Annotated in this window: 21 protein-coding genes; 11 read left to right on the top strand and 10 right to left on the bottom strand. The window is 74.7% G+C overall.

The features are described from left to right. The first annotated feature begins 72 nt into the window (after positions 1-72). From hppD to ACFUK0_RS12595, 5 genes are all read left to right on the top strand, one after another. Positions 73-1287 carry a 4-hydroxyphenylpyruvate dioxygenase gene (gene hppD, locus ACFUK0_RS12615; protein WP_380249117.1) on the top strand — a complete coding sequence of 405 codons (1215 nt, stop codon included), beginning with the start codon at positions 73-75 and terminating at the stop codon, positions 1285-1287. 71 nt (positions 1288-1358) lie between these two features. Then, a complete protein-coding gene (locus ACFUK0_RS12610) occupies positions 1359-2558 on the top strand; it encodes a homogentisate 1,2-dioxygenase (protein WP_380249115.1) in 1200 nt (399 codons plus the stop codon). Continuing rightward, the gene (locus ACFUK0_RS12605) at positions 2555-3466 is read left to right on the top strand and encodes a hypothetical protein (protein WP_380249113.1); all 912 of its coding nucleotides are present in this window, start codon (positions 2555-2557) and stop codon (positions 3464-3466) included. Before ACFUK0_RS12610 ends, ACFUK0_RS12605 begins: the two co-directional genes overlap by 4 nt. Further along, positions 3463-4677 carry a fumarylacetoacetase gene (gene fahA, locus ACFUK0_RS12600; RefSeq protein WP_380249111.1) on the top strand — a complete coding sequence of 405 codons (1215 nt, stop codon included), beginning with the start codon at positions 3463-3465 and terminating at the stop codon, positions 4675-4677. The genes ACFUK0_RS12605 and fahA overlap by 4 nt, the downstream gene beginning before the upstream one ends. Positions 4678-4768: 91 nt before the next feature. Next, entirely contained in the window at positions 4769-5803 is a 1035-nt protein-coding gene (locus ACFUK0_RS12595) for an enoyl-CoA hydratase/isomerase family protein (RefSeq protein WP_380249109.1), read from the top strand. Positions 5804-5831: 28 nt separating this feature from the next. Here the strand turns inward: ACFUK0_RS12595 and ACFUK0_RS12590 are convergent, their stop codons facing one another. Both ACFUK0_RS12590 and ACFUK0_RS12585 read right to left on the bottom strand, forming a co-directional pair. Next, positions 5832-6110, bottom strand: coding sequence for a zinc-binding dehydrogenase (locus tag ACFUK0_RS12590; protein WP_380249107.1), 279 nt, complete (start codon positions 6108-6110; stop codon positions 5832-5834). After that, positions 6050-6490 carry a hypothetical protein gene (locus ACFUK0_RS12585; RefSeq protein ID WP_380249105.1) on the bottom strand — a complete coding sequence of 147 codons (441 nt, stop codon included), beginning with the start codon at positions 6488-6490 and terminating at the stop codon, positions 6050-6052. Before ACFUK0_RS12585 ends, ACFUK0_RS12590 begins: the two co-directional genes overlap by 61 nt. Before the next feature lie 127 nt (positions 6491-6617). Between ACFUK0_RS12585 and ACFUK0_RS12580 the strand changes: the two genes are divergently transcribed. Next, positions 6618-7421, top strand: coding sequence for an enoyl-CoA hydratase (locus ACFUK0_RS12580; protein WP_380249103.1), 804 nt, complete (start codon positions 6618-6620; stop codon positions 7419-7421). 49 nt (positions 7422-7470) lie between these two features. Here ACFUK0_RS12580 and ACFUK0_RS12575 read toward each other — a convergent pair whose 3' ends face one another. Next, positions 7471-9321 carry an NAD-binding protein gene (locus ACFUK0_RS12575; protein ID WP_380249101.1) on the bottom strand — a complete coding sequence of 617 codons (1851 nt, stop codon included), beginning with the start codon at positions 9319-9321 and terminating at the stop codon, positions 7471-7473. 252 nt (positions 9322-9573) lie between these two features. On the opposite strand from ACFUK0_RS12575, the gene ACFUK0_RS12570 reads away from it, so the two are divergent. Continuing rightward, positions 9574-10251: an alpha-ketoglutarate-dependent dioxygenase AlkB family protein gene (locus ACFUK0_RS12570; protein WP_380249099.1), complete on the top strand. Its 678-nt coding sequence runs from the start codon at positions 9574-9576 to the stop codon at positions 10249-10251. 48 nt (positions 10252-10299) lie between these two features. On the opposite strand, the gene ACFUK0_RS12565 is transcribed toward ACFUK0_RS12570, so the two are convergent. Beyond that, positions 10300-10926, bottom strand: a complete 627-nt coding sequence (locus ACFUK0_RS12565; protein WP_380249097.1) for a LysE family translocator — start codon at positions 10924-10926, stop codon at positions 10300-10302. Between the two features lie 135 nt (positions 10927-11061). Between ACFUK0_RS12565 and ACFUK0_RS12560 the strand changes: the two genes are divergently transcribed. Beyond that, a complete protein-coding gene (locus tag ACFUK0_RS12560; RefSeq protein ID WP_380249095.1) occupies positions 11062-11535 on the top strand; it encodes an Lrp/AsnC family transcriptional regulator in 474 nt (157 codons plus the stop codon). A gap of 6 nt (positions 11536-11541) precedes the next feature. Here the strand turns inward: ACFUK0_RS12560 and ACFUK0_RS12555 are convergent, their stop codons facing one another. Next, positions 11542-12837, bottom strand: a complete 1296-nt coding sequence (locus tag ACFUK0_RS12555) for a cytochrome P450 (RefSeq protein ID WP_380249093.1) — start codon at positions 12835-12837, stop codon at positions 11542-11544. Positions 12838-12994: 157 nt separating this feature from the next. Here ACFUK0_RS12555 and ACFUK0_RS12550 point away from each other — a divergent pair, with 157 nt between their 5' ends. Together ACFUK0_RS12550 and ACFUK0_RS12545 are read left to right on the top strand one after the other, a co-directional pair. Continuing rightward, entirely contained in the window at positions 12995-13810 is an 816-nt protein-coding gene (locus ACFUK0_RS12550; protein WP_380249091.1) for a helical backbone metal receptor, read from the top strand. Positions 13811-13885: 75 nt separating this feature from the next. Then, positions 13886-14905 (top strand): transglycosylase SLT domain-containing protein, encoded by a 1020-nt coding sequence (locus ACFUK0_RS12545; RefSeq protein WP_380249089.1) that lies wholly within the window; start codon positions 13886-13888, stop codon positions 14903-14905. Positions 14906-14998: 93 nt separating this feature from the next. Here ACFUK0_RS12545 and ACFUK0_RS12540 read toward each other — a convergent pair whose 3' ends face one another. From ACFUK0_RS12540 to ACFUK0_RS12530, 3 genes are all read right to left on the bottom strand, one after another. Then, positions 14999-16741: a hypothetical protein gene (locus tag ACFUK0_RS12540; RefSeq protein ID WP_380249087.1), complete on the bottom strand. Its 1743-nt coding sequence runs from the start codon at positions 16739-16741 to the stop codon at positions 14999-15001. Positions 16742-16960: 219 nt separating this feature from the next. After that, positions 16961-18511 carry a lipase maturation factor family protein gene (locus ACFUK0_RS12535; RefSeq protein ID WP_380249085.1) on the bottom strand — a complete coding sequence of 517 codons (1551 nt, stop codon included), beginning with the start codon at positions 18509-18511 and terminating at the stop codon, positions 16961-16963. A gap of 173 nt (positions 18512-18684) precedes the next feature. Beyond that, positions 18685-19098 (bottom strand): winged helix-turn-helix transcriptional regulator, encoded by a 414-nt coding sequence (locus ACFUK0_RS12530; protein ID WP_380249083.1) that lies wholly within the window; start codon positions 19096-19098, stop codon positions 18685-18687. Positions 19099-19201: 103 nt separating this feature from the next. Between ACFUK0_RS12530 and ACFUK0_RS12525 the strand changes: the two genes are divergently transcribed. Beyond that, positions 19202-20179 (top strand): NADP-dependent oxidoreductase, encoded by a 978-nt coding sequence (locus ACFUK0_RS12525; RefSeq protein ID WP_380249081.1) that lies wholly within the window; start codon positions 19202-19204, stop codon positions 20177-20179. A 41-nt stretch (positions 20180-20220) separates the two neighbouring features. Here ACFUK0_RS12525 and ACFUK0_RS12520 read toward each other — a convergent pair whose 3' ends face one another. Together ACFUK0_RS12520 and ACFUK0_RS12515 are read right to left on the bottom strand one after the other, a co-directional pair. Beyond that, on the bottom strand, positions 20221-22104 hold the full coding sequence (locus ACFUK0_RS12520; RefSeq protein WP_380249079.1) for a hypothetical protein: 1884 nt from the start codon (positions 22102-22104) through the stop codon (positions 20221-20223). Then, positions 22101-25754, bottom strand: coding sequence for a DUF5682 family protein (locus tag ACFUK0_RS12515; protein ID WP_380249077.1), 3654 nt, complete (start codon positions 25752-25754; stop codon positions 22101-22103). Before ACFUK0_RS12515 ends, ACFUK0_RS12520 begins: the two co-directional genes overlap by 4 nt. Positions 25755-25758 lie beyond the last annotated feature (4 nt).

Here is a 25758-nt window from a genome sequence, read left to right as displayed (position 1 = left end):
TAGGAGCAAGCTCGGCGATCAACCGCTCCGCCCACCCCTGCGGCGCGGAGGCCTCACCGTGGAGGAGACCCCATGACCACGCAGTCGCACGCCCTTGAGCTGACCCCCGAGGAGCGCGAGGCCGGCCTCGACGCCGAGCAGCTGCGGCGCCTGGTCGGCCTCGTCGAACACGACCCCGCCACGGACCCGTTCCCGGTCATCGCCCAGGACGCCATCGTCTTCGTGACCGGCAACGCCACCCAGACGGCCCATTTCTACCAGGCCGTCTTCGGCATGGAGCTGGTCGCCTACTCCGGGCCCGAGAACGGCCGCCGCGACCGCAAGGCGTTCGTGCTGCGCTCCGGCTCCTGCCGCTTCGTGATCAAGGGCGGGGTCGCCCCCGACAGTGCGCTGCTGGACCACCACCGCCGGCACGGCGACGGCGTCGTCGACCTGGCCCTGGAGGTGCCGGACGTCGACAAGTGCATCGCCCACGCCCGCGCCCAGGGCGCCACCGTGCTGGAGGAGCCGAACGACGTCTCCGACGAGCACGGCACCGTGCGCCGCGCCGCCATAGCCACCTACGGCGAGACCCGGCACACCCTGATCGACCGCTCCCGCTACCACGGCCCCTACCTGCCCGGCTACGTGGTCGCCGAGAGCCGGGTGCGGCGGCCCGAGGGTGCGCCCAGGCGGCTGTTCCAGGCGCTGGACCACGCGGTCGGCAACGTGGAGCTCGGCCGGATGGACGAGTGGGTGCGCTTCTACAACCAGGTCATGGGCTTCGTGAACATGGCCGAGTTCGTCGGGGACGACATCGCCACCGAGTACTCCGCACTGATGTCCAAGGTCGTCGCGAGCGGCAACCACCGGGTGAAGTTCCCGCTGAACGAGCCGGCCGTCGCCAAGAAGAAGTCGCAGATCGACGAGTACCTGGAGTTCTACGGCGGCCCCGGCTGCCAGCACCTGGCGCTCGCCACCAACGACATCCTCGCCACCGTGGACATCCTGCGGGCGCGCGGCGTCGAGTTCCTCGCCACCCCTGACTCGTACTACGACGACCCGGAGCTGCGGGCCCGGATCGGGCACGTCCGGGTGCCGGTCGAGGAGCTCAAGAAGCGCGGCGTCCTGGTCGATCGTGACGAGGACGGCTACCTGCTGCAGATCTTCACCAAGCCGCAGGGCGACCGGCCGACGGTGTTCTTCGAGTTCATCGAGCGGCATGGCTCGCTCGGCTTCGGGAAGGGCAACTTCAAGGCGCTCTTCGAGTCCCTGGAGCGCGAGCAGGACCGTCGCGGCAACCTCTGACCGGCCCGACGGGCACCGGCAACGAGACGCCGGCATCGAGACACCGGCATCGGCTCAAGGGAGAGCGGACGATGGCGCACTACCGGCAGCTGGGCAGCATCCCGCCCAAGCGGCACACCCAGCACCGAACCCCCGAGGGCGGCCTGTACTACGAGGAGCTGATGGGTGAGGAGGGCTTCTCCTCCGACTCCTCGCTGCTCTACCACCGGGGCATCCCGTCGGCCATCGTCGACGCCGTGCCGTGGGAGCTGCCGGACCAGGCCACCGTGCCCAACCACCCGCTGCTCCCCCGCCACCTCAGGCTGCACGAGCTGTTCGCCGGCCAGGAGTGGAAGTCCGCCGACGCCGTCACCGGCCGCCGGCTGGTGCTCGGCAACGGCGACGTCCGGATCGGCTACGTCGCCGCCGGCGCCCCGAGCGAGCTCTACCGCAACGGGCTCGGCGACGAGTGCGTGTACGTGGAGTCCGGCACGGCCGTGGTGGAGACGGTCTTCGGCGCACTGGAGGCCGGCCCGGGCGACTACGTCCTCATCCCCCGGGCCACCACCCACCGCTGGGTCCCGACGGGCGACGAGCCGCTGCGGGCGTACTGCATCGAGGCGAACAGCCACATCACCCCGGTCAAGCGCTACCTCTCCAAGTACGGGCAGCTGCTGGAGCACGCACCGTACTGCGAGCGGGACCTGCGCGGCCCGGCGGCGCCGCTGCTGGCCGACGGCCAGGATGTCGACGTGCTGGTCAAGCACCGTGGGCCGGGAGGGGTTTCGGGCACCCGGTACACCGTCCCGCAGCACCCGTTCGACGTGGTCGGGTGGGACGGCTGCCTGTACCCGTACGTCTTCAACATCCGGGACTTCGAACCGATCACCGGCCGGATCCACCAACCACCGCCCGCCCACCAGGTGTTCGAGGGCAACGGCTTCGTGATCTGCAACTTCGTGCCCCGCAAGGTGGACTACCACCCGCTGTCGATCCCGGTGCCGTACTACCACTCCAACGTCGACAGCGACGAGGTGATGTTCTACTGCGGCGGCGACTACGCCGCCCGCAAGGGCTCCGGCATCGCCCAGGGCTCCATCTCGCTGCACCCCGGCGGCCACACCCACGGGCCGCAGCCCGGCGCGTACGAGCGCAGCATCGGCGCCGAGTTCTTCGACGAACTCGCCGTCATGGTCGACACCTTCCGCCCGCTGGAGCTCGGTGAGGGCGGCCGGGAGTGCGAGGACCCGGGCTACGCCTGGACGTGGTCCGGGCGGGGGCCGGGCCGGTGAGCAGCACCCGTCCGGCCGTCCGGCCGGCTGCCGACCCGGCCCCGCCGCAGGTCCCGCCGCTGTTCCGGGCGCTGTTCGACGACGCGGCGGTGTTCCCGCCCGGCGACCTGCCGCTCGTCGAGGCGGTGCCCGCGCACCGGGCCCACCGCGCCTCCTGGTACGCCGAGTCGGTCGGCCCGCTCCTCTGCGGAGCGGGCCGGCTGGGCGCGCTGGCCGGGCTGCTGGACGGGCCGCTGGCCGGACCGTCCGGGGCCGGCCCGCTGCGGGTCGGGCTCGTGCTGCCGGGGGGCAGCCCGAACCTGGCCGAAGCCCTGAAGGCCGCCGCGCCGTACCGCCTCGCGACCGTCGAACTGGTCGCGGCCGACGTCCGCCGGAGCGTCGCCGCGCTGGACGAACTGCTGCCCCCCGGCACCACCGCCTACCTCGAACTCCCGCGCGACAGCCGCGTCGAGGACGCCCTGGACGTGCTCGCCGGGACGCCCTACCGCGCCAAGTTCCGCACCGGCGGGCTCAACGCCGAGGCCTTCCCCGGCGTGTACGAGCTGGCCGGGGCGCTGATGGCCTGCGCCGAACGCGCCGTCCCGTACAAGTGCACGGCCGGCCTGCACCACGCCGTCCGCCACACGGACCGGCTCACCGGCTTCGAGCACCACGGCTTCCTGAACGTCCTGCTGGCCGCACTAGCCGCCCGCGACGGCGACCGCCGGGGCACGGCGGACGCGCTGCGGGAGCGCTCGGGCGATATCCTCGCGAACGCGGCCGCCCGGCTGACCGGGGATCAGATCTCGGCCGCCAGGGCGTCCTTCACCTCGTTCGGCACCTGCAGCATCGCCGAACCCCTGGACGACCTGGCCGGCCTCGGCCTGCTGACGCCAGGACCACCGCTCCCGCACCTGGAGGACCGTTGACCGCCGCCACCTGGCTCGCCATCGCACAGGACTCGCCGTTCGGCGTGCACAACCTCCCGTACGGGGTCTTCAGCACCGCCGACCGGCCCGGCCGGCGGATCGGCGTCCGGATCGGCGAGTTCGTGCTGGACGCGGGCGCAGCCGCCCGCGCCGCCGGCGCCCCCTCGGTGCTGCTCGACGCCGACACGCTCAACCCCCTGCTGGCGGCCGGGCGTCCGACCTGGGCCGAGGTACGCGCGGGACTGACGGCCTGGCTCACCGACGAGGCCTACCGCAGCGCGCTGGGCCCGCTGCTGGTGCCGCTCGCCGACGCCGTCCTGCACCTGCCGTTCGAGGTCGCCGACTACGTCGACTTCTACTCCTCCGAGCACCACGCGGTGAACGTCGGCCGGATCTTCCGCCCCGGCGCCGAGCCGCTCACGCCCAACTGGAAGCACCTGCCGATCGGTTACCACGGCCGGGCCGGCACCGTCGTCGTCTCCGGCACCCCCGTCGTACGCCCGCACGGGCAGCGCAAGGCACCCGCCGACGCCGCGCCCGGCTTCGGACCGACCCGGCGCCTGGACATCGAGGCGGAGGTCGGCTTCGTCGTCGGCACGCCGTCCGCCCTCGGCACTCCGGTGCCGCTCGACGGCTTCCGCGAGCACGTCTTCGGCGTCTGCCTGGTCAACGACTGGTCCGCGCGCGACATCCAGGCCTGGGAGTACGTGCCGCTCGGCCCCTTCCTCGGCAAGTCCTTCGCGACCTCGGTCTCCCCGTGGGTCGTCCCGCTGGAGGCCCTGGAGCACGCCCGGGTCGCCCCGCCCGCCCGCGACACCGAGCCGCTGCCCTACCTCGACGACCGGGCCGGCGACCCCTGGGGCCTGGACATCGCCCTGGAGATCCGGCTCAACGGCCACCCCGTCTCACACCCGCCGTTCGCCACCATGTACTGGACGGCCGCCCAGCAGCTCGCCCAGATGACCGCCAACGGCGCCTCGCTGCGAACGGGCGACCTCTACGCCTCCGGCACCGTCAGCGGCCCCGACCCGCAGACCCGCGGCTCGCTGATCGAGCTCACCTGGAACGGCGAGGAGCCCCTCAAGCTCCCCGACGGCACCACCCGGGCCTACCTGGAGAACGACGACGAGGTCACCATCACCGCCACCGCTCCCGGCCCGGACGGCACCCGGATCGGCTTCGGCGAGGTGACCGGCCGCATCCTGCCCTGACCGGGCCGCCCGGCGGCCCCGGGTACGGTGTCGGGAAGATCCGGAGGATCCGGAGCACGGCGATCGGCACCGAGGGGACAGGAGCGGCCCGATGACCACAGAGGTACAGCTGCACAGGGACGGCCGGGCCGGCCGCATCGTCCTGGACCGGCCGCGCGCGCTCAACTCGCTCACCCACGGCATGCTCACCGCCGTCCGCACGGCGCTCGACGCGTGGGCGGCGGACGACGGCGTCCGCACCGTGGTGCTGAGCGGCGCGGGCGGGCGCGGCCTCTGCGCCGGCGCCGACGTCCGGGCGATCCACGACGACGCCAAGGCGGGCGGCGCGGGCGCCCGGGCGTTCTTCCGGGACGAGTACGCGCTGAACGCGCTGATCGCCCGCTACCCGAAGCCGTACGTCGCCCTGATGGACGGCATCACCATGGGAGGCGGCGTCGGCCTCGCCGCGCACGGCAGCGTGCGGATCGTCACCGAGCGCTCCGCGGTCGCCATGCCCGAGACCAGGATCGGGCTCGTCCCGGACGTCGGCGGCAGCCGCCTGCTGGCCCTCGCGCCGGGCGGGCTCGGCACCCACCTCGCCCTGACCGCCGCCTCGATGGACGCCGGCGACGCGCTGCTCTGCGGCTTCGCCGACCACTTCGTCCCGGGCGAACGGCTGGCGGGGTTCACCGCCGCCCTGGCGGCCGTGGACCCGGGCGAGGCCCTCTCGGAGTTCGCGGCCCCGGCGCCCACCGGGGCACTCGCCCGGCAGCGCGAGTGGATCGACACCTGCTACGCCGCCGGCACGGTCGAGGAGATCGTCGACCGGCTTCTGTCCAGCAGCGTCCCGGAGGCCAAGGAGGCCGCCGAACAGATCCTCGCCAAGTCGCCGACCGCTCTGAAGGTCACCCTGGCGGCGCTCCGCCGCGCCCGCCGGCTCGACTCCCTGGAGGCCGTCCTCGACCAGGAGTACCGCATCTCCTGCGCCGCCCTGGACTCCCACGACCTGGTCGAGGGCATCCGGGCCCAGGTCGTCGACAAGGACCGCGACCCGCGCTGGTCCCCCGCCACCCTGGCCGAGGTGTCCGAGGCCGACGTCGCCCGCTGGTTCGCCGCCCGGGGCGCCGACGAACTCGGCCTCGCCTGACGGGTGCGGCGCCGGCCGTACCGGCCGCTCAGGCCAGGGGGAGCACGCTCTTGCCCCGGGTGGCTCCCTCGGCGGGGCGCTGGACGGCGACGGCGGCCTCCGAGAGGTCGTATTCGGCGGTGACGTCCACCCGCACCCGGCCGGCGGCGAGCAGGTCGAGGGCGCGGCGGGCACTGTCGGCGAGCCGTTCGGGGTGGGTCCGGGCGAGCAGGTTGCTGTTGTAGGTCAGCAACGACCTGCCCCGCATCAGGAGGTCGTCGGCGTCGGCGACCACCGGCTCGTGGGCGCCGAGGCCGCCGTAGGCCACCAGCCGGCCGTGCGCCGCGAGGCGGTCCAACGGCGCTGCCGCACGGGCCTGGGCAGGACTTCGTGGTCGGGGACGCGCAGGTGCAGCAGCGCGCAGAGCACGAAGCTCGCCGCGTTGGCAAGGACGAGCACGGTGTGGGCCGCCCGGCTGCCGGCCTGGAGGGCGAAGGCGGCGCCGAGGGTGCCCAGGATGACGCCGAGGTTGTTGAAGTTGCGCAGTCTCGCCCCGAACAGGGCCGGCCGGTCGCCGCCCACCCGGGCGACGAGCGCTCCACGTGCGGCGTTGCGGGCGGACACGGCCGGCCGGTCCACGGTGGCGATCAGGACGAACACGGCGAAGCTCTGGACGAGGACGAACGCCGCCGCCGCGTCCGACCGCATCCGGGCAGGCCGGCGGGTGATCGTCGTCTCGCATGTCAAGACTGGCGCGGGGCGGGGCGGGTCGGAGATCGTGGGGTGGTCAGGGAGCGGCCTCGTGCCGCCGTGCAGCGAATGGGAGTCAATGGCGATGACCGACGACACGTCGACCGGGTACGACACGCTCTACGAGACGATTCTCGTCGAGCGCAAGGGCCGGGTCGGCCTGATCACCCTCAACCGTCCGAAGGCGCTGAACGCGCTGAACACGCAGCTGATGAACGAGGTGGTGGCGGCCGCCACCACCTTCGACCGGGACCCGGAGATCGGCTGTCTGGTCGTCACCGGGTCGGAGAAGGCGTTCGCGGCGGGCGCGGACATCAAGGAGATGCAGGCCAACCGGTTCCCGGACGTCTACCTCGACGACTGGCTCGGGCCGTGGGACCGCCTGGGGCAGTTGCGCAAGCCGATCGTGGCGGCGGTGGCCGGGTTCGCGCTGGGCGGCGGCTGCGAGCTGGCGATGCTGTGCGACATCCTGCTGGCGGCGGACACCGCGAAGTTCGGGCAGCCGGAGATCAAGCTCGGCGTCATCCCCGGTATCGGCGGCTCGCAGCGCCTCACCCGGGCGATCGGCAAGGCCAAGGCGATGGACCTGTGCCTGACCGGGCGGATGATGGGAGCCGAGGAGGCCGAGCGGGCCGGACTGGTGGCCCGGATCGTCCCGGCGGCGGAGCTGCTGGCGGAGGCCCTGGCCACGGCGGAGGCCGTCGCGGCGATGTCGCTGCCGGCCGCGATCATGATGAAGGAGAGCGTCAACCGGGCGTTCGAGACGACGCTGGCCGAGGGTGTGCGGTTCGAGCGCCGGCTGTTCCACGCCGTGTTCGCGACCGGTGACCAGAAGGAGGGGATGGCCGCCTTCGCCGAGAAGCGGGCACCCGACTTCAAGCACGGCTGACCGGCCGGCTCGGCCGTCCGGGGCCTGCCGGCGCCCCGGACGGCCCGGGTCAGCCCTCGTTGTCCACCGGGGTGTTGAGGCGGGCCAGGCCGCTGCGGGTGGCGGCGACGACGACCCGGTCGCCGGGCAGCAGCCGGCGGGTGCGGTCGGCGAAGTTCCACAGGTGGTCCTCGGGGCGGCGGGCGAGCCGTACGGCGATCACCCGGACGCCGCCCGGGTCCTCGATGTCGTGCTGGTTCATGCCGACCAGGCCGGTGCCCTCGTCGGCCCGCAGTTCGGCGATCAGCAGCACGTGGCGGAACACCGACAGGGTGCCGAGCACCTCACGGCCCATCAGGGCGGCGGCGAAGGCGGGCGCCGAGAGGTAGGACACCGAGCGGGACGCCGCGTTGTCCAGGGTGGCGTACACGTGGTGCGCGAAGTTGTCGTCGAACAGGCGCACCACCACGCGGACTTCGGGCTGGACGGCGCGGGCCTCCAGAGCCGCCTCCAGGTTGGCCGCGTCGTTGGTGGTGACGGCGACGACGGCCCGGCTCCGGTGGACGCGGGCCCGGCGCAGTTGGGCCTCCAGGGGTGCGTCGCCGACCACCACCGGAATCCCCAGGGCGCGGACGGCGGCGATGCCGCGCGCCTGCGGGTCGTTCTCGATGCAGACCACGGGCACACCGAGTTCGTGGACCAGGGCCGCCACCCGGGTGCCGACGTTGCCGAGGCCGACGACGATGACGTGGTCACGGGTGCCGGCCCCGGGGCTGCGGGCCTGGCCGCGACGGCCGGAGGCGAGCACCTCCACCATGATCGCGGTGGCCACCGGGGCGAAGGTGATGCCGCAGAAGGTGATGACCACCTGGGCGACCCGCTGCCACGTCCCGCCGGTACTGCCACCGCCGGCGCCCGGCTGGTCGGGCTGGGCGGCGCCCGCGAGGTCGAGCAGGGCCAGGTAGAGCGTCCAGCCGAAGTCGCGGTTGAGGTACCAGAGCACGCCGAAGGAGAGCAGCACGGCGGCGAGCGCGGTGAGGAGCACCACGCGCAGCCGGGCGCTGGTGACGTAGCGGAGCGTGTCGAGCAGCCGCCAGCGCAGCCGGCGGGCCCAGGGGATCCGGACGGGCGGGCGGTTCGGCAGGGCCTGCAGGGCCGCGATCCCGTCGGTCTGCTCGTCGCCCTGCCCCTCCTGCCCCTCCGTCCCCTCCTCGCCGGGTGCCTGCCCGGTGACGGGCGGGCCGGCCGCGCCGGAACCCGGTCGGACCGGGCCGTCGTCGCCGAACCGCCGGGCCAGTTCGATGAACCCGGCGGCGGGAGTGGCGAGGTCGGGCAGCAGGCGCAGCCGGCTGAGATCCTGCCGGTCGATCTGGTCGGCGACGACGCAGACCTGTCCGGAGTCGATGTCCTCGTCGTAGGCGACGTGCAGGAAGCGGTCGCCGACCCGGACGGAGTTGGGCCGGGCGAGGGCGGCGTTGGCGAAGGCGGGCGCGGCGGTGGCGGAGCCGGAGAGGGCGGCGCCGTTGCGGAGCAGGCCCTCGATGTTCTCGCCGAGGCGCTGGTTGAACATCCGCAGCACGATGCGGATGTCCGGGTTGTGGCCCTGGGCGCTGAGCGCGGCGTGGATGTTCTCCTGGTCGCTGCCGTCGACGAGCGCGATCGCGCGTGCGCTCCCGGTCCGGACCGCGCGCAGCGCCTCCTCGGTGATGCTGCTGTACTCGACGACGGCCGCGACGCCGGGTATCTGCTCGATCCGCGGGGCGTGGTCCCGGGTGCGGTCGGGTACCAGGGCGATGACCGGGACGTCGTAGTGCTCGACGAGCTCCAGGACGAGCCGGTGGGCCAGGGCGTTGCCGCCGCACACGATGTAGTGGTGTCGGAGCTGCTCGACCGGAGGGGCCCCCAACCCTTCATGAGTCATATCGTCAGATCCTACTGACCAAGCGCTGGTTGTGGGTGACGGCGGGGTGTCCGAGGGGCAAGGGCCTTCTGCACAGCCGCCCGCCCCGCCCCGCGAGCACGATGTCCGAATTCCGCCGGACATTCCCCCCGCGGGCGCCGCAGAGTAGGACTGCCCTGGACCTCCGACCAGGGCGGGAGCATCCTCGTACACAGGACTCGTACGGCAGGTACGACCAGCACGACGGGCACGACAGAACAGGACGGCCGCGAGGTGGACGCGCAGTTCTCCTTCTTCGAGCAGGGCCCGGGGCCCCGGACCGAGATCGCGCCCGGCGCCGTCCACGTACCGGGCTGGCTCGGCCTGGACGAGCAGCGGCGGCTGGTCGAGGCGTGCCGCGCCTGGGCCGTGGGGCCGGTGCCGATCCGGTACACCCGGCTGCCGCGCGGTGGCGTGATGTCGGTGCAGACGGTCTGCGTCGGCTGGCACTGGCGGCCCTACCGCTACACCCGCATCGCGGAGGACGTGAACGGGGCCGCCGTCGCGGAGTTCCCCGACTGGATGGTGGAGCTGGGCCGGCGCGCGCTCGTCGAGGCGTACCAGGACCCGGCCGCGGGCGACGACTACACGCCGGACACCGCGCTGATCAACTTCTACGACGGCGAGGCCAAGCTCGGGATGCACCAGGACAAGGACGAGAAGTCCGGCGCGCCGGTGGTGTCGCTGAGCATCGGCGACACCTGCGTCTTCCGGTTCGGCAACACCGAGAACCGCACCAGGCCGTGGACGGACGTCGAGTTGGCCTCGGGCGACCTGTTCGTCTTCGGCGGCCCGTCCCGGTTCGTGTACCACGGCGTTCCGAAGATCCGCCCCGGCACCTGCGACCCCGCGACCGGCCTGGCCCGGGGGCGGCTCAACATCACCATGCGGGTCACCGGGTTGACCGACTGAGTGTCTGAGCTGCTGAGCTGCCCGGCAACTCACCGGCCGAGCGTTGCGTCAGGCCGTCGCCGTCACGCCCGCGACCAGCATCAGCAGCACCGCCGAGACGAGCGTCATCCGCCGCGCGGCCGTCGGCGTGCCGCCCAGCCGCCCGCCGAGCCGCCCGGCGGCGAGCGCGACCGCGCCGTACACGACCGCGCAGGCCAGCACGTTGAGCGAACCGAGCGCGAGCACCTGGCCCCCGACCGGGACGCCGGACAGCGGGTCGACGAACTGCGGCACCAGGGACAGGTACAGCAGCAGCCCCTTGGGGTTGAGCAGCGCCGTCAGCATGCTCTGGCGCAGCACGGTGGCGGTCGGCTGCGGCCGGGCGGCAGCGGCGAGGGCGGAGCCGTCACGGCGCAGGGTGAGCAGCATGCTGACGGCGAGCACCAGCAGGTACCCGGCGCCGACGATCCGCAGCACGGGCAGGGCGGCGGGAACGGCGCGCAGGGCGGCGGCGAGTCCGGCGCTGGAGAGCAGGGTGTGGACGGCGTAGCCGGCGCAGACGCCGCCGACGGCGGTGAGTGCGGCCCGGCGGCCCTGGCCGAGCCCCCGGGCGGCGATGTACAGCCAGTCGGGGCCCGGGGTGCAGACCAGCAGGAGGTCGACGCCGAGGAAGAGCAGCAGTGCGTGGGTGTCCATGGGTGGCCCGTCTCGTGCGTCCCCGGCGCTCGTTTCGCCCCCGGTGGTTCCGGCCTCCGACGCTAGTGGGGAGGGCTTGGCAGCCGATGGCAAGTTCGTGCCCGCCCGGCACCCGCAATGGCACAATATTGCGCCATGGACCGAATCGACCGCAGAATCCTCCACGAGCTCCAGCAGGACGGCCGCCTGACCAACGCCGAACTCGCCGCCCGCGTCGACCTCACTCCCTCCCCCTGCCTGCGCCGGGTGCGCCAGCTGGAGCAGGACGGCGTGATCCGCGGCTACCGGGCCCTGCTCGACGGCGCCGCCCTCGGGGTCGGCTTCCAGCCCTTCGTGACCATCGTGATGCGGCACGAGGACCGCGCCACCGTCGCCGAGTTCGAGCAGCGGGTGGCCGCCCTGCCCGAGGTCGTCGAGGCCCACCGGCTGTTCGGCGACCCCGACTACCTGCTGCGGATCGCCGTCGCCGACATCGCCGCGTACGAGCGCTTCATCACCGACGTGCTCTCCGGCCTGCCCGGCATCGCCCAGGTCAACTCGCACCTGACCATGAAGCAGGTCAAGGCCGACCGGGGCATCCCCACCGGGGCGGCCCGTACTCAGCAGTGACAGCGGTCAGGACGGATCGAAGGTGAAGCGCAGCGACTTCACCCGGTTGTCGAAGTTGGACGGGATCAGCTCCGCCTCGCCGACCGAGCGCAGGCCGGGGAGCCGGGTGAAGAGCTCCCGGTAGAGCACCTTCATCTCCTGGCGGGCCAGGTGGGCGCCGAGGCAGTAGTGCGGGCCGCCGCCGCCGAAGCCGAGGTGCGGGTTGGGGGTGCGGGTGATGTCGAAGGCGTCCGGGTCGGCGAAGACGGCCTCGTCGCGGTTGGCGGAGCCGAAGAACAGGACGACCTTGTCCCCCTCGGCGAGCCTGGTCCCGTTCAGGTCGTGGTCGGCGGCGAGGGTGCGGCGGAACTGGATGATCGGGGTGGAGTGTCGGATGATCTCGTCGACGGCGCCGCCGAGGTACCGGTCGAGGTCGGAGAGCAGCAGGTCGCGCTGGTCGGGGTGGTCGCTGAGCAGCTTCAGCCCGTGGGTCAGGGCGTTGCGGGTGGTCTCGACGCCGGCCACCAGCAGGAGGGAGAAGAAGGCCCCGAGTTCGCGGCCGGTCAGGTGCCTGCCGTCGACGTCGGCGGTGACCAGGGCGGAGATCAGGTCGTCGGCGGGGTGGCTGCGGCGGTCGCGGCCGAGGTCGGCGACCATGCCCTGCATCCTGGCGAGGGCGCGCAGTCCGCGCCCGGGGATGCGGATCCGGCTGCGCAGCGGGCGGTCGACGCCGGTGTGCTCGGAGGCGTGGTTGACCTGGTCGAGGATGCTGCGGCGGGGCTCCTCGGGGATACCCATCATGTTGCAGATGACCTGGAAGGGGAGTTCGGCGGCGACGGCGGTGACGAAGTCGTCCGGGCGCCGGGCGGCCACGTCGTCGACCAGGGCGGCGGCGACCCGGCGGATGTCGTCCTCGGCGCGGGCGAGCAGGCGCGGGGTGAAGGCGCGGGAGATGATCCGTCGCAGCTGGGCGTGCCGGGGGTCGTCCAGGTTGACCATGGAGTCGCCGAACAGGGCCCGGACCCAGCGGGCGGGTTCGGGCGTGGTGACGCCGGGGCCGCTGATGAAGACGCTCGGGGTGCGGCTGGCCTCGACCACGTCGGCGTGCCGGACGAGGGCGTGGAAGCCCTTCTCGGGGCGGCGGCCGGCGGCGGGTTTTTCGGTGAAGTAACGGGGTGCGGGGAGTTTACGGAGTTCGGCGAAGGCGGCCGCGCGGGCGGAGGCGGGGAGTTTCCAGAATTCCGGGTCGGCGAGGTCGATGGATTCGGTGCCGGTCCTGGTCGGGTCCGCCTGTGCGGGGGTGCTGCCCGTCACTGCGCTCATGGTGGTGTCGTCTCCCTGTGCCGGTCGGTGCCCACATTTAGCGGGCACCGACCGGCACAGTGTCAAACCATGGTTATTTCCATACAAACTTACTTGTCTGCATTTCAATGACCCGGTTTCCGCCGCCTGATGTCCGGTGCCCCGCTATCTTGACCGGATGGCCCAGCCCCGCACTCCGCACGCCCCCCGCACGCTCCCGGACGACCTCGGACGGAGTGTGCGGATCGGCGCGGTGCGGCGGGTGGTGTCGCTCGTCCCTTCGCTGACCGAGGCGGTGGCGGTGACGGCGCCCGGGCTGCTGGTCGGCGCCACCGACTGGTGCACGCACCCGGCCGGCCTGGCGGTCGCGCGGGTCGGCGGCACCAAGAACCCGGACGTCCGGCGGATCGTCGCCCTGGCGCCCGACCTCGTGCTCGCCAACGAGGAGGAGAACCGGCTGTCCGACCTGGACGCCCTGCGGGCGGCCGGCGTGCCGGTCTGGGTCACCGAAATCCGCACCTTGGAACAGGCGTTGACGTCACTGGACCGGATGCTCACCGGCGCGTGCGGACTGGCCCGGCCGGGCTGGCTGGACGAGGCCGAGGCCGCCTGGCGCGGCGTCCGGCCCCCGGGGCAGCCCCTGCGCGCGGTGGTACCGGTCTGGCGCCGCCCGTGGATGGTGCTCGGCCGGGACACCTTCGCCGGCGACCTGCTGCGCAGGCTCGGCGCACCACCGCTGCACGCCGCGCACCCGGAGCGGTACCCGGCCCTGGCGATCGGCGAACTGAACGCGTCCGGGCCCGAGTTGGTCGTCCTGCCGGACGAGCCGTACCGCTTCACCGCCGAGGACGGACCGGAGGCCTTCCCCGGTGTGCCCGTGGCCCTGGTCAGCGGCCGGCACCTGACCTGGTACGGCCCGTCACTCGCCGAGGCGCCGGCCCTGCTGGGCGCCCAACTCGCCCGGCGGGCCCGGCACTGCGAGCCGGGCACCTGACCACGAACAGCCGGACCCCGCGTCGTAGGATGACCACTTCTTCGGACAATGGTTCGTCAACGGGGGGATTTGCAGATGCGGGTGAAGGCAGCGCAACGGGCCGTCGTACTGGTCACAGCGGTGACACTGTCGACGGCAGTGCTCACGTCCTGCGGCAAGAAGCCGGCGGACGACAACGCCGGTGGTCAACCGGTCGCCGCGGCGGTCACCACCTCGGCGACGGCGACCGCCGCACCGCCGGCCGTACCGACGGAGAGCCCCAGCCCGAGCCCGACGGCGAGTGCCTCGCCCAGCGCCTCGGCGCACGCGTCGGCGAGCCCGTCGCCCAGGAAGAGCACCGCCGCACCGACGAAGTCCGCCACCGCCAAGGCGACGACGCAGGCCCCGGCCGCCCAGCCGCCGGTCGCCGCCCCCGTCGCGGCGGCCCCGGTCGCCGCCCCCGCGCCCGTTCCGGTACCCAAGCCCGGCCCGGTCGCCCCGCCGCCGCCCGCGCCCGCCACGCCGCACACGCCGCCGCTGGAGAGCAGCTGCAAGCCGAGCTACCCGCACCCGAACGAGGAGAAGAGCGTGGTCGGCGCCGCCCTGACCGCGGCGGCGGGCCAGTCCCGGGTGCTCTTCCTGTCCAACGGCGGGACGGACAGGATGCCGCCGCTGCCCGCGAGCCTGGTCAAGGCGATCGCCTGGCAGGAGAGCGGCTGGCAGTCCGGCATCCTCGCCTGCGACGGCGGCATCGGCACCATGCAGGTCATGCCGGCCACCGTCACCTGGATGAACGGCAAGTTCTCCGCCAAGTCCGACCCCGACACGCTCGACGGCAACGTCCAGCTCGGCACCCAGCTGCTCGACTGGCTGGTCGCGTACTACGGCGACTCCAGCTTCGGCGGCAAGTACGACCTGGGGCCCGATGCCGCCGGCAAGACCCCACTGCTCGACCTGGTGATCGCCGCCTACAACGCCGGGGCCGGCAACGTGCACTACAACACCGTCACCGACCCGGCCACCAACCTGGTGACCGGCAGCCTGGAGATCCCGAACCCCGGCTACGTCGCCAACGTGAAGGCCCTGATCTCCAGGGCCCCCTGGAACGCCGGCTGACGGAGCCCACCGCACGCGAAGAACCCGGCGGACGTGTCCGCCGGGTTCTTCGCGTGGGTGCGGCAGGGTGCCGCGTCGGAGTGTGCGGTCGGGTCAGCCGCGCGCCTGCGCGATCGCGGTGCCCAGGGCCTCCTTGATGCGGGGACCGAGGCGGCCGAAGCCGAACTCCTTCATCGCCGCACGGAGAAGCTCCTCGTCCGTACGCTTCACCGAGTCGGCGTCGATCCACCGGACGACGGCGAGCAGCTCCTCGGCGCTGTAGGCGGCGACGGGCTTGCCGGGCGTGAAGTCCGGCTTCTTCGGACGCCGCGAGCGCGCCGCAGCGGCCACCGGGGCAGGCGCTGCCTTCTCCTCGACCGCAACGACCTCGGGCACGACGACGGCAGGCTCGACGACCTCGACGACCGCAGCGACCTCGGGCTCGACGACGGCCACGGGCTCCGGCTCGACGACGGCGGGCTCGACGACCGCAGCAACCTCGACCACAACAGCCTCGGGCTCGACAACCTCGGGCTCGACAGCGGCCACGGGCTCCGGCTCGACAACCGGCGCGACGGCTTCGGCTACGGCTACGGCCTCGACAGGCTCGGCTTCGGCTACGGCAGTCTCGGCCTCGGGCTCGGCAGGAACCTCGGCTTCGAGCTCGACGGCAGTCTCCGCAGCCGCCAGGTTCTCGTCCTCGGTGACGGGCGCCGGGATGCTGACGACGGCCTCGGCCTCCACGGCCGCCGTCTCGACGACGGTCGTCTCGTCGGCCGCGGTGATGTCCTCGACCACGTCCTCGGTCACGTCCTGCTCGACGGCCTGCTCGACCACCTGCTGGTCGTCCTGCACCTCGGTCTGCGCCTCGGTCTGCGCCTCGGTCTGCACCTCGGTCTGGCCGTCGCGCTGGCCGCCGGCGAGCGCCTGGCGGGCCGCGTCGGCGCCGCCGGTGTGGCGCTGGTAGGCGGCTTCGGCTGCGCGGCGGTCGGCGCGGGCGTCGGCGAGTTCGGTGAGCAGCTCGGTGAGGCCGGCCTCCTCCAGGCCTGCCCGCAGGGTGCGCAGGGTGGGCAGTCGGTAGAGGGTGCCCTCGTCGTCGGCGAGGCGCTCGACGAGGTCGGTGAGCTCCTGGAAGGTCAGCGCCTCCAGGTCGCGGCCGGGCAGCAGGCGAGCGAGTTCGACGAGTCCGGCGTTGATGGCCTCGACGGCCTGGGCCGTGGCGTCGACGAGTTCGCCGTCGGCGGGCGGGACGGGGCGGGTGCCCTCGGGCGCGAAGACGGCCCAGGTGCGGCGCTCGACCTCGGCCGCGGCCAGCGCCTCGTGCAGCTCGTCGCGGCGCAGCCGGCGGGCGACGGCGAGGGTCTGGGCCTGCTTGCGCAGGCCCATGGCGCGGATCCAGGAGAGCTTGACGCCGCGCTCCTTGCGCCAGGCGCCACCGGCGGTGGCGGCGGCGAGCGCGTCGAGGTCGGCGTCGTAGGCGGCGCCGTCGAGGGTGGCGTAGGTGCGGTGCACGCGCTGGAGCAGCTCGACGAGGAGGGCTGCCCGGGCGACGGTGCCCGGCTCGTCGACACCGGCTTCGCCGGCCAGGTCGGTGACCGCCTGCCAGGTCTGCTGGAGGTCGCGGCCGCGCAGCTCCGCGAGGACGGTCGAGGCGGCGCGGGCGTCCTCGGGGGTGGCGACGGTGTCGACGGCGCCGTACCAGGCGTGGGTGTCGGCGGTGAGGGTGAAGGCGCCGAGCTCGGCGTACCTGCCGAGGTCCGCCCTGGGGTCGGTTTCGGTGGTGCCGTCCTGGGCGGGGGCCTCGTCCAGGTTCGATACGTCGGCTACGTCGGCGTTGGTCGAGTGAAGCACTGTCATGTGAAGTCCGGTTCCTGGCAGGGCGACTACGGCGGGGACTGGCGGGCCGGCGGAGGAGCCGGCCGACCGGTGCGCGGCTGCGGCGGGTCGGGCGTTGGCCGCGGCGGGCAGACGGTGTGGACGCCCAGAATACGGGTGCCCGTTCGAGGCTTGCACGCACCCACCGCCCGACCGCGTCGAAGTGGCGCGCGAGACCCCTCTACCGGCCCCTTTGTCAGCTCACCGGGGCGGCCGGCCCGCCGACGGCCGCCCTCGTCCTCCGAGCGGGCCGAGCGGGCCGAGCGGTACCCGGCGCACCCGGCGCGGGCGTGCGGCGGGGCCCGGGGGCGGGCGGTGGCCGATCCACCGGAGGTCGTCGCGGTTCGTCGGCGCGAGGTACTCACGGAGCTCCGTACGGTGCCACCAGGCCCCGGTCTCCCGTCGTTCCCGCCGGTCGGTGAACCGGTAGAGGTGCAGCACGGCCCGGACGTGGGTGGGCGGCGCGTCCGGGAAGGGGTTGGTGCGCAGCAGCCGGAGCGTGTCCGGGTCGTTCGCCAGCAGCCGGGCGACGAACGGCAGGAACCACGGCCGGGCGTACTCGGGCGAGATGCCCGCGAACCACATCAGCCAGTCGAGCCGCAGGTGGTACGGGGCGAACTGGCGCGGCAGCCGCCGCACGTCACCGGGCTTGCCCCGGAATCCGTACTCCTTCCAGACGGTGTGCGGGGTGACGTCGGGCTCGTCGGTGCCCTCGACGGTGACCTCCTGACGGATCCGGTTGACGCTGCCGAAGGCGCCGTAGGTGTTGACCAGGTGGATGCGGTTGAACGAGCGGTTCATCACCTGGCGGCGCGACACCATGTTGCGCACCGGCCAGTAGCTGAGCACCACGACAAGTCCCGTCACGGCGATCACCAGGGCCTCGAACCAGCCGGGCGTGCTCCCGTACGGGCGGGTGTGCGGCCAGGGGCCGGGGAGGCGGCCGGCGTCCAGGGCGGACAGGGCGAGGGCGATGGTGAGCCAGTTCAGCCAGGCGAAGTTGCCGGATGCCACCAGCCAGAGCTGGGTGACCACGATCACGCCGGCCGCCGCGACGGCGGCCGGCTGGGGCAGGAGGAGACAGACCGGTACCAGGAGTTGGGTCACGTGGTTGGCCGCCGCCTCGACGCGGTGCAGCGGGGCGGGCAGGTGGTGGAAGAACCAGCTCAGCGGGCCGGGCATCGGCTGGGTCTCGTGGTGGTAGCGCAGGCAGGTCAGGTCGCGCCAGCAGCTGTCGCCGCGCAGTTTGATCAGCCCCGCGCCGAACTCGACCCGGAACACCAGCCAGCGCAGCAGCCACAGGGTGAGGACGGGCGGCGCCACGTCGTCGTTGCCGAGGAAGGCCACCAGGAAGCCGGCCTCCAGCAGCAGGGACTCCCATCCGAAGGAGTACCAGGTCTGGCCCACGTTGACGATCGACAGGTAGAGCACCCAGAGGGCCGCCCAGAGGAGCAGCGCCGCCCACAGCGGCACGAGGTCGCCGACCCCGGCCAGCACGGCGGCGGCGAGGGCGCAGCCCGTCCAGGCCACGGCGGCGAACAGGCGGTCCGAGTAGCGGAGCTGGAACAGGCCGGGGGCCTGGCGGAACGGCACCTGGGCGACGAATCTCGGGACGGGCAGCATCCCGTGCTCGCCGATGAGGGCGCGGAACTGGCGGGCGGCGGCGAGGAAGCCGATCAGGTAGACGGCGGCCACCATCCGCTGGACGAGCAGCCTGCCCAGCCAGTACTCGGGCGCCGCGAACCACTGCATGCCGGGCCACTCCTGGGGGACGGTGGGCTTCCTCCGGCCCCATCCGTACCACCCGGCCGGGCGGCCGCCGGGCGCGGGCCGCACCTGGTCACCGCCGGTTCACCCGATAGGCCCCGGTGACGCCGGATCAGGGGCGCCGGGCCACCCGGTCGCGTCGCTCGCGGCGCTCGCGGTCAGCCGCCGACCGGCTGGGGCGCCTGGGCCGCCTGCTCGTCGTACTCCTCCCGGGCCGCGACGACCGTCGGAAGGTTCTCCTCCGCCCAGAGGTGGATCTGCCCGATCAGGCCGCTGACGCTGCGTCCGAGGTCGGTGAGGGCGTACTCGACGCGTGGCGGGATGGTCGGGTAGACCGTCCGGGAGAGCAGGCCGTCGCGTTCGAGGCCGCGCACGGTCTGGGTGAGGCTCTTCTGGGTGATGCCGTCCGCCCGCCGGAGCAGCACGCCGAAGCGCAGCGGGCCGTCGCCGAGGGCTCCGAGCACCAGGAAGGTCCACTTGTTGGCGAGCAGCTGCAGTACGGAGCGTGACGCGCAGTCGCGCAGGTAGACGTCGGCGACTCGGAGTCCGGCCAGCTCAGAAGCAGTATCCATAAGGTACCTATATACCTTCAAGGTGCCTTCTTCACAAGGGATACCGCCTCCCGGAGGATGGTGACCACAGCCGGTCACCACCCCCAGCAGGAGGAGTCGTCCCATGTCGAAGCAGGACCAGAAGCAGGATCGGGCGTCGGAGCAGCAGATGTACGCGATCACGCAGCGGGCCCTCGGCGGCCCCGAGGTGCTGGAGCGGACGGTCACCGCCCGGCCGGTGCCCGGCCCGGGCGAGATCCTGGTCAGGGTGCGGGCGGCCGGCCTGAACCCGGTCGACCTGGCCGTCCGGGCCGGGCACTTCCCGCTGCTGGGCGAGCCGCCGTTCTCGCTCGGGTGGGACGCGGCCGGCACGGTCGAGGAGGTCGGCGCCGGCGTCACCAGGTTCGCGGCCGGGGACGAGGTGTTCGGAATGCCCGGCTTCCCGCAGGCCGGCAACGCCTACGCGGAGTACCTGGCCGCGCCCGCCGCGCAGTTCGAGCTCCGGCCCGGGGTGCTGCCGGTGACCGAGGCCGGGGCGCTCCCGCTGTCCGGGCTGACCGCCTACCAGGCGCTGGTGGGCATCGCGCAGGTCGGGCCGGGCCGGCGGGTGCTGGTCCACGCGGCGTCGGGCGGTGTCGGCCACCTGGCCGTCCAGATCGCGAAGGCCCGCGGCGCGTACGTCATCGGGACGGCGCGCGGCGAGAAGCACGCCCTCCTGAAGGCGCTGGGCGCGGACGAGCTGATCGACCACACCCTGACCGCCTTCGACACCGCCGTCCGGGACGTGGACGTGGTGTTCGACCTGGTCGGCGGCGAGTACGCTCGCCGGTCGGCGGCCGTGCTGCGGCCCGGCGGACTGATCGTCAGCGCGATGGGCCACAACCCCGGGCTGACGCCGGAGGAGGCGCAGCAGCTGGGTGTCCGGTTCGAGGTGATGTCGGTGCGCCCGTCCGAACCGGACCTGGCGGCGCTGCGCGGACTGGTCGAGGCCGGGCTGCTGCGGGTGAACGTCGGGCTGACCCTGCCGCTGGCGGACGCCGCTCAGGCGCACCGGACGGCGGCGGAGGGCGGCGTCACGGGAAAGCTCGTGCTCGTCCCGTGACGCCGGCCCCGCCGGGGGCGCGACGGACCCGGTCGGCCCGGTCAGCCGGTGTCCGGCCGCGACCAGGCGGCGGTGCACAGCGCGGCGGCCAGCTCCTCCCCGTAGCAGGCGGCGGCCAGCCAGGCGTCCGTGAAGGCCCGGTGGTCGTCGGCGAGGACCCGCCCGAAGACGTCCCGCTGCTGGTCGGTGGCCGTCGCCCGCAGTCCGGCCAGCAGCAGGGCCGCGGTGGCGAGACCCGCGGCGGCCAGTCGGCGGCGGTCCTGCGCGGCGGCGTCCGGCGTGGTGAGGGCGAGGGCGCGGCGGCCGCCGGTGACGGCCTGTTCGACCCGGCGGGTGAGCAGGTGCACAGGGGCTTCGAAGGCGGGGGGATCGAAGGCGGGGGCTTCGGCCGGCGCAGGCCCGGGGTCGGAAACGAGGGACGCCGGGGGCAGGTCGGCCCGTTGCAGGCGTTCCAGGCCGAGGCTGACCCGGCCGGCCCGGTCGGCCGCCAGGGCCAGCGTGGCCGAGGGCTCGTCGGTGGCGGTGCCGACGGCCAGCAGGCGCAGCCGCGCGCGGGAGGAGCGGTCCAGCCGGCCGATCACCCGCAGCCGCAGGCCGGGGTGCCCGGCGAGCAGCGCGAGGTTGGCGCGGTGCGCGAGGTCCGGGTGGTCGTGGGCGGGCAGCAGGGCGAGCGGCAGGCCGTCGCAGTCGGCCCGCACCTGCGGGGCGGCCGCGTCCTCGGGCCAGCCGGCCCCGAGCAGGGTGACGTCCAGGAACAGCAGGTCGCCTCCCGCCGGGCGGCTGTCGTACGGCAGCTCGGCCCAGGCCAGCGCACGGGCGACCTGCCCGGCGACGGGCTCCGCCCAGAGCCGTGCGGCGGGCTCCGCCGTCCAGGAGGCTCCGGCGGCCCGGACGGCGTGGACCTTCGCCCCCGCGCCGAGCCGCCCGCCGGCGGAGCGGGTCGCGCCCTGGACGGAGAGGCCGGCCCGGGTCAGCTCGCGGTGGCTGAGCATCGTGTCGCCGAGCCGCACCGCGCGGTTGGCGGCGGCGAGGGACTGCGGGGCCGCGGTGGCCGGGTCGGTGTGCGGGGTGATCTCCGCGACGGTGCTGAGCCGGCCGGTGGCGTCCACGGCCCAGGTGAGGACGCCCGCATGGGTCGCGGTCAGCACCGGTTCGGCGAACAGCCCGTACAGGCGCAGTCCGCCGACGTCCTCGTACGTCTGGCGGGCGGTGCCGCGCAGCTCGCCGAGGGCGTGGTCGGCCGTGGCCGGGACGCACAGGGCGGTGACGAGGGCGAGCAGGTCGCGCAGCGCCGCGGCCAGCTCGGCGAGACGGTGGTCGGGCTCGCCGGAGCGCGCGGCGCGCAGCCGGGTGACCACGGCGACGGCGCCGGCGGCGGGCCGGTGCAGGCCGCTGAGCCGGGCCTGGTGCGCGGCGCGCAGCAGCTCCGCCTGGAGGACGGCGCCCGCCCCGCCGACGCCGGCCGCCAGCACGGCGGACGCGCAGTGGTGCAGCCGCTCGGCGGCGGCGCGCTCGTCGGCGCTCAGCGGGGTGACGGCCACCCCGGCCGGCTCCGGCGCGGGCTGCGCCTCGGGCCCGGACACGGACCCGGCCGCGGATTCGGCCGCGGATTCGGCCATTGCGCCGGTGTCGAGCGGCATCGCGGTGGCGGCCGCCGCGCGGTGCAGGCAGGCGGGGGCCAGCAGGCAGCCGCAGACGATCCCGGCGGCCGTGCGGACGACGCCGCCGGGGGCGTGCAGGGTGAGCCGGACGTCCTCGTCGACCTCGATCGTCCAGTCGTCGCCGTCGCTGTTCAGCGGACGGCCCGCCAGCTTGGCGGCGGCGCCGTCGAGGCGCTTCTGCAGGCGCGGCGACAGTGCGGCCACCACCTCCGCGACGACCTCCGGCCGTACCGCGGGCAGGGCCGGTGCCTGGTGCTCCGTCATCGGACCTTCTCCCCGACCCAGCGGGCCAGCTCCAGCGGGCTCAGGGCCGCCACGGGCATACCGGCGGCGACCAGTTGGCCGGCCACCGCCTTCGAGTAGCGGGCCTGCCCGGCGTCGTCGAGTGCCGCGCAGCCGAGCAGGTGGCAGCCGGAGCCGGCCAGCGCCCGGGTCTGCGCCAGCAGGCCGCCGAGCGGGTAGCCCTCCTCGAAGTCGCTGATCACGGCGACGAGCGTGCGGGACGGCACGGTCACCAGCGACTGCGCGTAGCGCAGGCCGGCCGCGATGTGCGTGCCGCCGCCGACGCGGACCTCCAGCAGCAGTCCGAGCGGGTCGTCCACCCGGTCGGTCAGGTCGACGATCTCGGTCGAGAAGGCGACGAAGTGGGTGCTGAGCGAGGGCACCCCGGCCAGGATCGAGGCGGTCAGTGCGGCCCAGACGGTGGAGGCCTCCATCGAGCCGGAGACGTCGACGACCAGGATCAGCCGCCAGTCGGCGGCCTTGCGGGCCCGGGTCCGGAACACCGGCCGCTCGGGGACGATCAGCGTGCCGCCGTCCGGGCCGGGGCGGGCGGTGGCGAGGTTGGCGCGGATGGTGCGGTGCAGGTCGAGTCCGCCGCCGGGGCGGCTGCTCGGGCGGGGCGTGCTGATCCCGGTGAGGGCCGGGCGCAGTTTGGTGGCCAGCTGGCGGGTCAGCTCCTCGACCAGGCGTTTCACCAGCGGGCGCAGGGCGGCGAGCCGGGCCTCGGGCAGGCCGCCGGCGTGGTCGAGGACGGTGCGCAACAGGTCGACGGACGGGCGGACGGCGCCGGGGTCGATCGCGTCCAGGGCGTCGCTGCGCCCGTGTTCGACGGCGGCGGCCAGCACCTCCTCGCGGATGCCGGGGCCGAACAGCACGGCCAGTTCGTCCGACCACTCGCGCACGCCCGGGTAGGGGGCTTCGCGCCCGGCGCCCCGGCCGCCGGTGCCGGGGCCGGAGCCCTCGCCGCGGCCGGTGCCGTACAGCTCGTCGAGGGCGGTGGCCAGCCGCGCGGAGCGGCCGCTCAGGCCGCCGCTGCCGGGGCGGCCGAGCAGCAGCCGCCAGCGGTCGGCCGCTGACAGGGCAGAGTCGGACGCGGGTGCGGGTGCGGACACGGGCGGGGGTGCGGGCACGGGCGGGGGTGCGGGCACGGGCGGGGGTGCGGGCACGGCAGCGGCGGCGGGGGCTGCGGGAACGGCGCCGGGGGCGTCCGGTCCGGCGTCCGGTCCGGCGGCCGGGGGGCCCGGGGCGAGGAGCAGGCCGCGCTGTCGCAGGGCTTCGCGGGCGGCCAGGTCGGCCCGGGTCCAGGCGGCGAGCAGTGCCGGGTCGAGGGCTTCGGGCAGGGTGTCGACGCGGGTGCCGAGGCGTTCCTCGACGAGCGCGAGCAGGCGGTCCCGGGCGGCGGGGCTGAGGGTGTCGAAGCCGCCGCGCAGGGCGGGCAGGCGGTCGAGGAAGGCGGTGTCGGGCAGGGCGGTGACGCGTTCCAGCAGCGGTTCGAGGACGGCGGGTGCGGTGGCGAGCAGCCCTTCGGCGGCGCTCAGCAGGCCGGTGAGGGCGCGGGACAGGGCGCGCCTGCTCTCGGGGCCGGTGGCGCCGTCCAGCCAGGATGCCGCGCGGTCGCCGAAGGCGGCCGGGGTGTCCTGGCCGAGCAGGACGCGGACGGCTCCGGCGGCTCCCCTGACCAGCGGGGTGCCTTCCGCGGCGAGCCGGGCCAGCGTGTGGCCGAGCCGGATGCCGCCGGAGTCGTCGGCGCGGCGGGCCAGTTCGAGCAGGGCGCGGGCGTCGGCCGGGTCGTCGGAGCCGCCGAGCCCCTCCAGCTGGCGGACGGCGGCGACGGTCAGCAGTTCGGCGGTGGCCGCGATCGCCTCCGTCCGCTCCGTGCTGGGTTCGAGGCCCGCGACGTGCCCGGCCGCGAGGCGGTCCAGCAGACCGAGGGCGTCGAGGAGTTCGGGCAGGGTGGCGGCGGCGGGCAGCAGTTCGGCGAGCTGTGCCAGCCGGGTGTCGGTCAGCGCGTGCAGGGCGCAGCCGGCCGCGTCGGCGAGGCCCTGGACGGCCTGGCGGGCGGTCGTCCCGTCCCCCTGGCCCTCCCGGCGCAGCCGTTCGCGGAGCGCGCCCTCGGCGGCCTGGGCGGGGGTGACGCCGCGCATCCCGGCGACGGTGAGCAGGGCGGCGACGGCCGGGGTCCACTGCACGCGCCAGCGGGTGCCGAGGGCCTGCGTCCCGCCGGCTCCGGCGGTGGCGACGCTCTCGCCGTAGGGGACGCCGCAGGCCTCCAGCCGGCGCAGCAGGAGTTCGCGGCGGCGGTCGAGGGTGGAGCGCAGCGGGTCGAGGCGCAGCTCGCGCGGGGCGGGCTCGGCGCTGTCGGCGGGGCCGGGCAGGCCGAGGCCGGCGAGCAGGGCCTCGACGGCGGGGCCGAGCCCGCTGCGCGGGGCGGCGGGGGTGGCGCGGCCGGTGCGGGTGCCGACGAGGACCTGTTCCAGGGCGCGGGCGACGGCCCGGCCGCGGCCGAGCGGCTCGCCCTGGGCGAGGACGCTCTGGACGGCCTCGACGAGTTCGCCGCGGCCGGGGCCGGGCAGGCCGCGCAGCCGGGCGAGGTCGCCGGCCAGGCGGACGATCTCGCGGGCGTCGGCGGGGCCGGCGGGGTGGTCCTGGGCGCGCAGGGCCTCGCAGATCCGGACGGCGGTGCGGATCAGGGCGTCGGCGAGGCGGGCCGGGTCGCCGCCGGTTTCGAGGACGGTGTGCTGCCACTCGGGGTCGCGGATGCCCGCCGGGTAGCCGGAGCGGGCGTCGAGCAGCGGGTAGGTGTAGGGGATCAGTGAGACGACGTGCCCGCCGTCCTCCTCCGGCGCCGCTCCGCCGGGCTCGTCCGGCGGGTCGGCCGGGGCCGGGACGTGGTCGAGCAGGGCGGGGGCGTGGAAGGCACCGATCACGGCGGCCACCCGGCGCCCGCCGGTGGCGGCCTCGGCGATCCGGGCCCGCATCCAGGCCTCCCGGCGCAGGTCGTACGGGTCCACGCCGGAGCCTTCGGCGGCGTCGCGGCGCAGGGCCCAGCCGACCAGCAGGGCGGCGCGCCGGACGGCTTCGGGGGTTGATCCGGGTGCGGCGGTCTCGACCAGCCGGTCCCAGAGGTCCTCGTCCTCGCGGCCGGTGAGCCGGGCGCGCAGCGTGTCGGCCACGCCGGGCCGCCCGGTGGCGGCGCCGGCCCGGCCGTGCTCGCCGCGCCGGGCGAGCGGGAGGTCGCAGGCGACGGCCTCGACGCCGTTGCGGGCCGCCCAGCGCAGGGCGGCCAGCTCGGGCGAGAAGTCGGCGAACGGGTAGAACGCGGGGCCCGCGCCGCCGCCGTCACCGGCCGCCGCCGGTGCGGCGGCCAGGGCGACGGGCGCACGGGTGCCCTCGTCGGCGAGCCAGGCCAGCCAGGGCTGGAACTCGGCGGGCAGCTCGACGAGCAGCACCTCCGGTTTCACCGCGTCGAGCAGGGCGGGCACCGCGGCGGCGATCGACGGCGCGTGGTGCCGGACGCCGATCAGGTAGGGGCCGGGGCGGTCGGTGCCGGCGGCGGCCAGCCGGTCGGCCTCGGCGGCGACGCCGTGCCGCGAGCCGGTCACTTCCTCGGTGGTGATTGCTGCGGTGCCCATCCGG

The organism is Kitasatospora sp. NPDC057223 (assembly GCF_042669755.1).
In the GTDB taxonomy this organism is placed as follows: Bacteria; Actinomycetota; Actinomycetes; order Streptomycetales; family Streptomycetaceae; genus Kitasatospora.
This window is presented reverse-complemented; position numbering and strand designations above follow the sequence as displayed.